A 7,485-nucleotide genomic window follows, 5' to 3' on the forward strand; every position below is an offset into this window, starting at 1 on the left:
AATCCTTGTTTTAGTCAAACGTACCGTCGCCGTAACGGTTCCAGGCTTCGCGGCGGATAAGGTCTGCCACTTTCTCACCGGCACGGATGCGGTTTTTCAAATCGGTAAAAAATGCCCCTTCGGTACTGAACAGTACGCGGTTGAACGGGGTTTCGATCAGCCGCACAATACCAGCCGTCTCTTCGCCGGAAATCAAAACGAACTCGCCGTACTCGCCTTTGACTGTATGAATTTTCTGCAACAGGTTCGAAATATAGGGAGAGGGCTTGAACCAGCCTTCCCGCGTCGCCTGTTCCAACGAATCGCCGGTCTGACGGAACATGAATTTGGTGTAGGTTGAACCCATGATGTCGTAACCAAATTTGGTGGCGAATACTTGGTTGAAGGTTTGGCCGACTACCCATACTCCGCCATCTTCTTTACGGACTTTGGAACACAACTGCCCTGTCCATTGCGCGAACGGCGCATCCTTCAGCAAGTCACCGCACTCTTCCAGCCACAACAGCCGTTTGCGACCGTCATGTTTAATAAACATTTCCTGACTGATGCCAGTTGCCGTCATCATCAGCACCACATCGTGCAGATGGCGGTTGGTCGCCAGTCCCGACATTTCCAGCACCGTCCAGTCCGCCTCGGTCCGCAGGTTGTTTTTACCCCGGAACCAACGCCCCATGCTGCCGGTCGAGCCGAAAGGCATCAGCAGCATGGCCAACTCATGTTGTTTTCCGCTCATATGGCCGCTTTGTGCCTGTAAATACTGAATCACGTCAGTTACTTCGGCATCATTGGCTTTGGCCGTAAATACCGACTGGATCGCTTCCATCAGCAAGGCGCTTTCCAAATCGTCCAAACCTTCGGTCGGTTTGGCCATCTTCCCGAAAATCGGAATCAAGATTTCCATCTCACGCTCGATGTCGCTGATACGGGTAAACGGATTCAGGCAGATGTCGGAGTTCGGATGAAAGTCGATAACCTGTGCGCCCGCAATTTGTGCCGCCGCCACATAACTCATACCCCGGTCGATGGTCCAAACCTTGGTTCCCAGCGACAGTTCGTCCTGAATCATGCGCTGAGATAGTACCGATTTACCCTGGCCGGACTGGCCCAAGATCAGACCGTTGTAGTTTGAGTTCTGCGAGTCGAAAATACCGAATCGGAAAGGTTTGCCGCGACGGGTGGTAAACATGCTGCGATTGCCGAAACCCCGCCATTCGTCCATCACTGGCAGCAGGTGTGCCGCCAGAGCGGTCGGCATGGTTTTAAAACGGAAAGTCCGTTTGATGCTCTCTGGCGATGCGTTCATCGGCAGCGTATTGAAGAAGCTGACTGCCGGTAACAGCCGTTCTTGACGCATAAGAAAGCCGTTACTGCGAAAATATGCCGCCATGCGTGCCAAACTTTCACGGATCTGCCGGCGGGAATGATGGAACAGCGAATACGTCGTGCAGACCTCGACCATCTGCCCACCTTTAGTGGTTTCTTCCTGTATCATTTTGAAACCTGCGAGACGGCGGCGCAGCCGAGGGGAAATATTCAATGCTCCCGGTACTTTGGCTGCCCGTTCCGTCATCAGGTGGTTGGAGCTGACCTTGCTGCGCTTTTTATCCTGATTTGGAAAATGAATCGTGGTCTGGAACATATACGGCATACCCGGCTGCGGGCCGCTGCCGCTCGGATGACCGATCAAATCGATCATGCGCGACATATGCCAGGGCTTCTCTTGGGTCGGATAACGGTCGATTGTCAGAATGCCGACGTTTTGATTTTTACCGTCATGCGAAAAGCCTTTACAGAGCAGCATTCCCTGTCGGAATACTCCCCAGTCCACCGATGTTCCCGGTGGGAAAAGCTGCACATTCAACGGCATTTCCTCATCAATTCCGCCGTCCCATTTGCCGTCCATATCAAAGGGGCGCCGTAAAATCGCCATCGCCTCGGAACGATCGGCCAATCGGATATTAAGACCGGCCGAGCGCAACTGGCTCAGACACTGGCTGTACAACCGTTTAAAACCCTCACATTCCTTCATAAACTTCCGGTATTCCTCTTCCGAGCCGTCCAAAGGGCGTTTGGTTTTAAGCGGAATCTTGAGCGTCCAAGTACACACCGGTTGCAGGATTTTGGCATCGCTGGCATGCAGCAGTTTGCGTTTCGTTCCCAAGCGGAGGTATTCGGCACGTCCGGCTACCGCTTCTTTGGCCAAAGCGACCGATTCGTCGCCGGAGGCTCCCAGGCGCTCCGCCTCGTAACGGCCGGTTACTTCGTCAATATCGGGGATACCGAAATTGTGAAAAGACATCAGCGTGCCTGCCGGATATTGGATTTCCAGCAATTCGTCAAAGGAATTGCCCATTTCCGCATTCCAGCCCGGAAGCGGATCGAACAGCCCCATGGTCGCAATCGCATTTTCGTTTTCGTAATAGAAAATTCCGTCCGCATCGTCGCCGGCAATCAGACTGACAAACTGACGGCCGCCGTCGCGGTTGCGGTTGATTTCAAAAATATCGGGTTTAGACATGTTTGCCCCAAAGTGAGAGTAGCCAGGGGCGGCAGAAGGCCGCCCTTATTCCGTATAGCAGGGAATCAGTACGGCGCGTCGTCCGCTTCGGAATCGTTCGGGCGGGGTGGACGTAAGGTGACGGATTCGATGCGGGTCGAATCCAGATTGAGGTAGATGTCTTCTACGCGGATTTTACGGGTACGGTGAACCACACCGTCTTTCTCGTAAGAACCGATGCTTTCGCGGCCGGTAATCGTTACCGGCAGACCCTTGACCAGAATACCGGCCAAATGCTCGGCACGGCGCTCCCAGTATTCGCATTCGACCCATTCTGTATGGCCTGCGACATAACGGCGCTCGCCCGACGAATTATCGGGACGGTATTCGGTAGAGGCGATGGAAAAGTTCAATACAGTGGCTTCTTCGCCGCCAGAACGTTGGATTTTTTTGAGGGTAATATTTTGACCGAGATTACCTCGGATTTTCAGATCAATAGACATAGCAGGCATTCCTTTCGGATTGCCTGTGCTTTGAATACGGTAGAACAGAAGCTCTACCGATAGAGATGGGGGTAGAGTGAAATTTACTCCCGCATTTTTTATTTGTCAATAGTTTATTTTGAAAATTTTACAGAAGGCCATTTTAATACCCAAACGGTTGAAAACAAATGAAATAAGCGTAACCCTGCCACAGGAAGCGTAGTACACACAAGCCTCCGGCTCATATCCGTTTCTGCGAGTGTATAGGGGGTATACACCTCGATCGCTGCCACAGGTTTTACTCCCAGGAACAACATCAGGGGTGTCCCCCCCACTGAACACCTTTGCCTTCGGCGGCAGCAAGGCCGTCTGAAAATAACTTTCAGACGGCCTTGCCGGTGCTGTTCATAGTGTGAACGGTGTTTGATTGCCTGTGCATACCCTGCACAGTACGGAAATTGATACCGGTCTTTCCCGGTTGTCAGCAGTTTAGCGTCTGCCGACGTTTTTGGTATAGTTATGGCTCCAACCCCGATAACCAACCAAAAAAGGAAACAAATATGCTAACTGCTTTGCATCCTCACAAGGATGTCACAATGACTCCTGATGAATATATCAAAGAATTTGGAATGCGCATCATCGGCTCTGTACATGATTTACGGCCACGACCACGCTGCCGCTTCTGTAAACAGGATATGCAGATCAGGGCTGCCTCTACATCCCATACTCACGCTCACTTTGCCCATATGCAAAAAAGCGGTCCCTGTCCCTCCAAGGTTCTAAATGCCAGACCGTATCTGAACAAATTCCCGACAAAACCGAATCTTGAACAAGCCTCGTATCTGAAAAAACAGTTTAAACAAAATTGGAAACAACATTACGAATTTATTCGGAAAAACTTAATCGAAAATCTCGCCCCATCCGAATTGGGAAACTTGTTGAAAGAAGCAAATCGGTTGCGCATATGGGAATACGAAGGTTTGCAGGAACATGAGTTGCCCTATGTATTATGCACGCTGGCAGATTTCCCTCAACAAGATAAAAAGGTGTTCAAGCAATACACCCGTACCTTATGGACTCGTTGCTGGTTCGATAGTAGTCTAGAGGATTTCAACCTTTTATGGATAGAAAACTCTCGACCGACAGGGTTTTGGGTGGCATGTTATACACCACCGACAGGAAAACAAAAAATTCCAAGGCTGGACAATCTGGTTAAGGCCGAGCGAATATCGATTGGTTCAGATTATCTTCAATTACAACCCCATATGTCAGATAAACTAATCGACTACGTTGAGAAAATTTTAAACGAAAACCTAAAATAGCCAGCTGACAGACGGTCTGCGTGCTTACCATGCAACATTACCTTTACGCATGACCGTCTGAACTCGGTACTTCCAACAACTTATTTTTTAATTCCGAAAGCAGAATGTCTTTATTGGCTATGTCATCCCGCCAAGAAGATTCTATTTGACGTATAAACATCGACAATACGGCAGGTCGGGCATCCACAGCGGCTTCAATACGGTTTAAAACTTCCAAATAGGCCGTACTGTCGGCAAAAGTTCCGTGTCCTGCACACCAATATTCCCAATTTTCGTATAAGTTCATGGAATAGTCTGCTCTTCCTTGATTTTGAGATTCCATAAATTCTGCCGGATACAATTCCAATAACAGTTCTTTCATTTCATTTGCACTAAAAGGATTCTCATCACCGCATGGAAGTTCACACAGCAGTATTTGAATGTACGCACAACGGATATTAGCTTCCGCTTCAGACAAATCGGATTTCAAATAGCAAATATCCTGTTCATCCCTATAATGGCTATATAATTCCACAATCACTTCCAACTCCTTCTCGGCACTAAGGCTTAATTACTGTTTCAAGATACAAATATCTTGTTCCGATGGATCTAACTGCAATATGAATGCCTCAGTCGTCATGACTACATTGGCGGCTGTGGGCTCGATCCCCAGTTGCCGGTACATATTGCCCAACTTAACCGCAAACCGGTACACAAAATCACGAAATGCCGCCGGCCGGTACAGTTGCTTTCGGGCCGCTTCCTCTTCCAGCCATCTAAATGTCTGCCGGTTCCCAGTGTGTTGTTGCATCATTTGCAGATTATCTATTTCATACTCCTTGTTGATTTCAGGTGTTCACAGTGTGAACAGTCTCGGTAATCGGTTAGGTGTGCATACTGTACACAGTCAGTGTTCAGCCCTGAACACCTCCGGTTTCTGCCTCAATATCCGGGCAGGTCTTCTTCAATCGGGTTGTAACGCACCCTGTCGGGCAGCATCTTTTTTTCAAAACCGCTCACAGCCAACGCTGCCTCAATTTCCACTTTCATGTCGTACAGCTGCCTCAGCCTGAATACTAACAACCCCGCACGGTGGAAATAGTCCTTCATGGCAAAATGCACTTGGAAGTGAATCATGATTTCATCGAACGATGAGTTCTTTTTTTGCAGCAATTCGAAAACCTGTTCCCATTCGTTGAGGTTCTGCCCTCGATACAAAAAGCACACATAGGGAATGTGGTACTCGTCCCGAGGATAATGCGGTAGGTTTTTACCCATACCGTAGTTCCTACGGGAACGAACCCCTAGAAACAAAATGCCCTGTTCTCGCATTTCCTTGACTTCTGCAACAAACACCTTCGCATCCATGGTCAGCTCGCGCCATTCTGTTTCAAAACGGCAGATTTGCCCATTTACGGCATCAATGCCCTTAATACGTTTCAAACTGCCGAAACGCCCGTATAGCGTATCCGCAGTTATATCTTGTCGTTTCATGCTATCCACTTGCCAGTTAATAATTTCCAATCAACCCACGATATTGCCATGACGGAAATGTCCGCAACGCATATGCTGTGTCTGCAAACAGGGTGTATAGGGGGTATACACTCTGCTGTATGTTTCTGTGGGTGTTCAGGGGGTGAACACCCTGATTTTCATTTTTGAGGTGTGTCTGGGGGACACACTCAGAAATTCGTTGTTTGGGTTTGCATAGTATGTACAGTCTCGGTAATCGGTTTCAGGTGTTCACAGTGTGAACAGCATTTTGCCGCAGCTTCACCCCTTACCCTTAAAAGCCTTTCAGTACGTTGACTTTAATTACACGAATTTTCCACCGAAGAAAATTTACTCTTATGCTTCTTCCCCGATAGCCAAAAGCCCGTATTGCGCCGCATAAGCCGTCATTTTTTCCAAATCGGCAGCCGAGAACGGACAGCGCAGGAAAATGTATTGAGGTACGGTTTCATAGATCAACACATTGTGTGGAATAGGATCAACCGCTTTTTCATCAATCGCTGTTTTCAGACGTTTGCCCAGCGAACCGTCTTCATCATTCAGGAAGTCGTGACGTGAAAGGTTTTTAATCTTGCGCATTTTCATCGTAACCAAGTACAGATTTTGGTTCAGTCTTCTGATATGCGAACCGCCCTCACGGATGATTTTGTTACATACCGAGTTTTCCAACAGACCTTTCAGCATCAGTGTTTTGGCCAGACGGATATACATGTCGTATGCCGTCAACAGTTGGATTAGGCTAAAACCGTAACCACGGATATGGCCGACAGGAATGCTTACCGGCTTCTCGTTTTCAACCACACCGATATGGATTCCGGAAGTGTTAACCCGTTCCACCAACAAACGCATTTTATCGGTTTCGGCCTTCAAAAAATCCGCAGTCTGAGACAACTCGTGTTCGAACTTGATTAGTGCGGCATGGGCAAACGGATTACCGTCTTGGGTCATTTTAATCAGTTCAGCCGTCAATGCCATTACATAACGGATACCCGGCCAGCGTTCGCGGATACGGTTTTTATCATTCATCCCCTCCCATGCACGTACCGCCTGTTTGGTATGCAGCAACACATAGTCCTGCTGGACATCACGCAGTTTGCCGATACTGTCAAACTTGGAATCAGCGCTCATAAAAATTTCGATGTCTTCCAAAGTAGCACCGGCATTTTTAAAAAATGGATTGATGCTATCAGCTCCCATAAGAGGGGCTAGACGTTTGTCTCGGATATATTTTTGAAGCAACTGTCTGTGACTGGAGAATTGGCGCACCGCCTCATATTCAGAATTATCCTTTTTAACGTTAAAAATATTGATCTGGTGGACACCGCCAAACAAATTGCCTAACCGCTTTTCTTCGCCGTTATAGTCATACCCGTTGGAGAAGAACGACTGTTTGACCGTCGGTATTTTCTGAGACCATTCTGGCGGTGTTTGAATGGCGAAAGGCGGAATAACGATACGGTGTTTTGCACTCATGAAAAAGCTCCTCGGGCTAAGTAGGTAAACTGGTCGGATTTTTGAGCCAGTTGCGGAAATTAAATTCGTTGTTTGGGTGTGTCTGGGGGACACACTCAGAAATTCGTTGTTTGGGTGTGTCTGGGGGACACACTCAGAAATTCGTTGTTTGGGTGTGTCTGGGGGACACACTCAGAAATTCGTTGTTTGGGTGTGTCTGGGGGACATACTCAGAAATTCG

At 48.3% G+C, this 7,485-nt stretch carries 7 protein-coding genes; 1 reads left to right on the plus strand and 6 read right to left on the minus strand.

Features of this window, described 5'->3' with window-relative positions:
• Positions 1 to 10 precede the first annotated feature (10 nt).
• Both DBY90_RS06495 and DBY90_RS06500 read right to left on the minus strand, forming a co-directional pair.
• Positions 11 to 2,518 carry a TraC family protein gene (locus DBY90_RS06495; RefSeq protein ID WP_107986842.1) on the minus strand — a complete coding sequence of 836 codons (2,508 nt, stop codon included), beginning with the start codon at positions 2,516 to 2,518 and terminating at the stop codon, positions 11 to 13.
• A gap of 65 nt (positions 2,519 to 2,583) precedes the next feature.
• Positions 2,584 to 3,000, minus strand: a complete 417-nt coding sequence (locus DBY90_RS06500; RefSeq protein ID WP_185952195.1) for a single-stranded DNA-binding protein — start codon at positions 2,998 to 3,000, stop codon at positions 2,584 to 2,586.
• A 539-nt stretch (positions 3,001 to 3,539) separates the two neighbouring features.
• Between DBY90_RS06500 and DBY90_RS06505 the strand changes: the two genes are divergently transcribed.
• Positions 3,540 to 4,301, plus strand: coding sequence for a DUF7830 domain-containing protein (locus DBY90_RS06505; protein WP_107986846.1), 762 nt, complete (start codon positions 3,540 to 3,542; stop codon positions 4,299 to 4,301).
• Positions 4,302 to 4,344: 43 nt separating this feature from the next.
• Here DBY90_RS06505 and DBY90_RS06510 read toward each other — a convergent pair whose 3' ends face one another.
• From DBY90_RS06510 to DBY90_RS06525, 4 genes are all read right to left on the minus strand, one after another.
• A complete protein-coding gene (locus DBY90_RS06510; protein WP_107986848.1) occupies positions 4,345 to 4,821 on the minus strand; it encodes a hypothetical protein in 477 nt (158 codons plus the stop codon).
• 30 nt (positions 4,822 to 4,851) lie between these two features.
• A complete protein-coding gene (locus DBY90_RS06515) occupies positions 4,852 to 5,094 on the minus strand; it encodes a hypothetical protein (RefSeq protein ID WP_107986850.1) in 243 nt (80 codons plus the stop codon).
• A 128-nt stretch (positions 5,095 to 5,222) separates the two neighbouring features.
• Positions 5,223 to 5,774: a hypothetical protein gene (locus DBY90_RS06520; RefSeq protein ID WP_107986852.1), complete on the minus strand. Its 552-nt coding sequence runs from the start codon at positions 5,772 to 5,774 to the stop codon at positions 5,223 to 5,225.
• Between the two features lie 354 nt (positions 5,775 to 6,128).
• Entirely contained in the window at positions 6,129 to 7,265 is a 1,137-nt protein-coding gene (locus tag DBY90_RS06525; RefSeq protein WP_107986854.1) for an AcaB family transcriptional regulator, read from the minus strand.
• Positions 7,266 to 7,485 lie beyond the last annotated feature (220 nt).

The organism is Neisseria mucosa, from assembly GCF_003044445.1.
Classification (GTDB): domain Bacteria; phylum Pseudomonadota; class Gammaproteobacteria; order Burkholderiales; family Neisseriaceae; genus Neisseria; species Neisseria mucosa_A.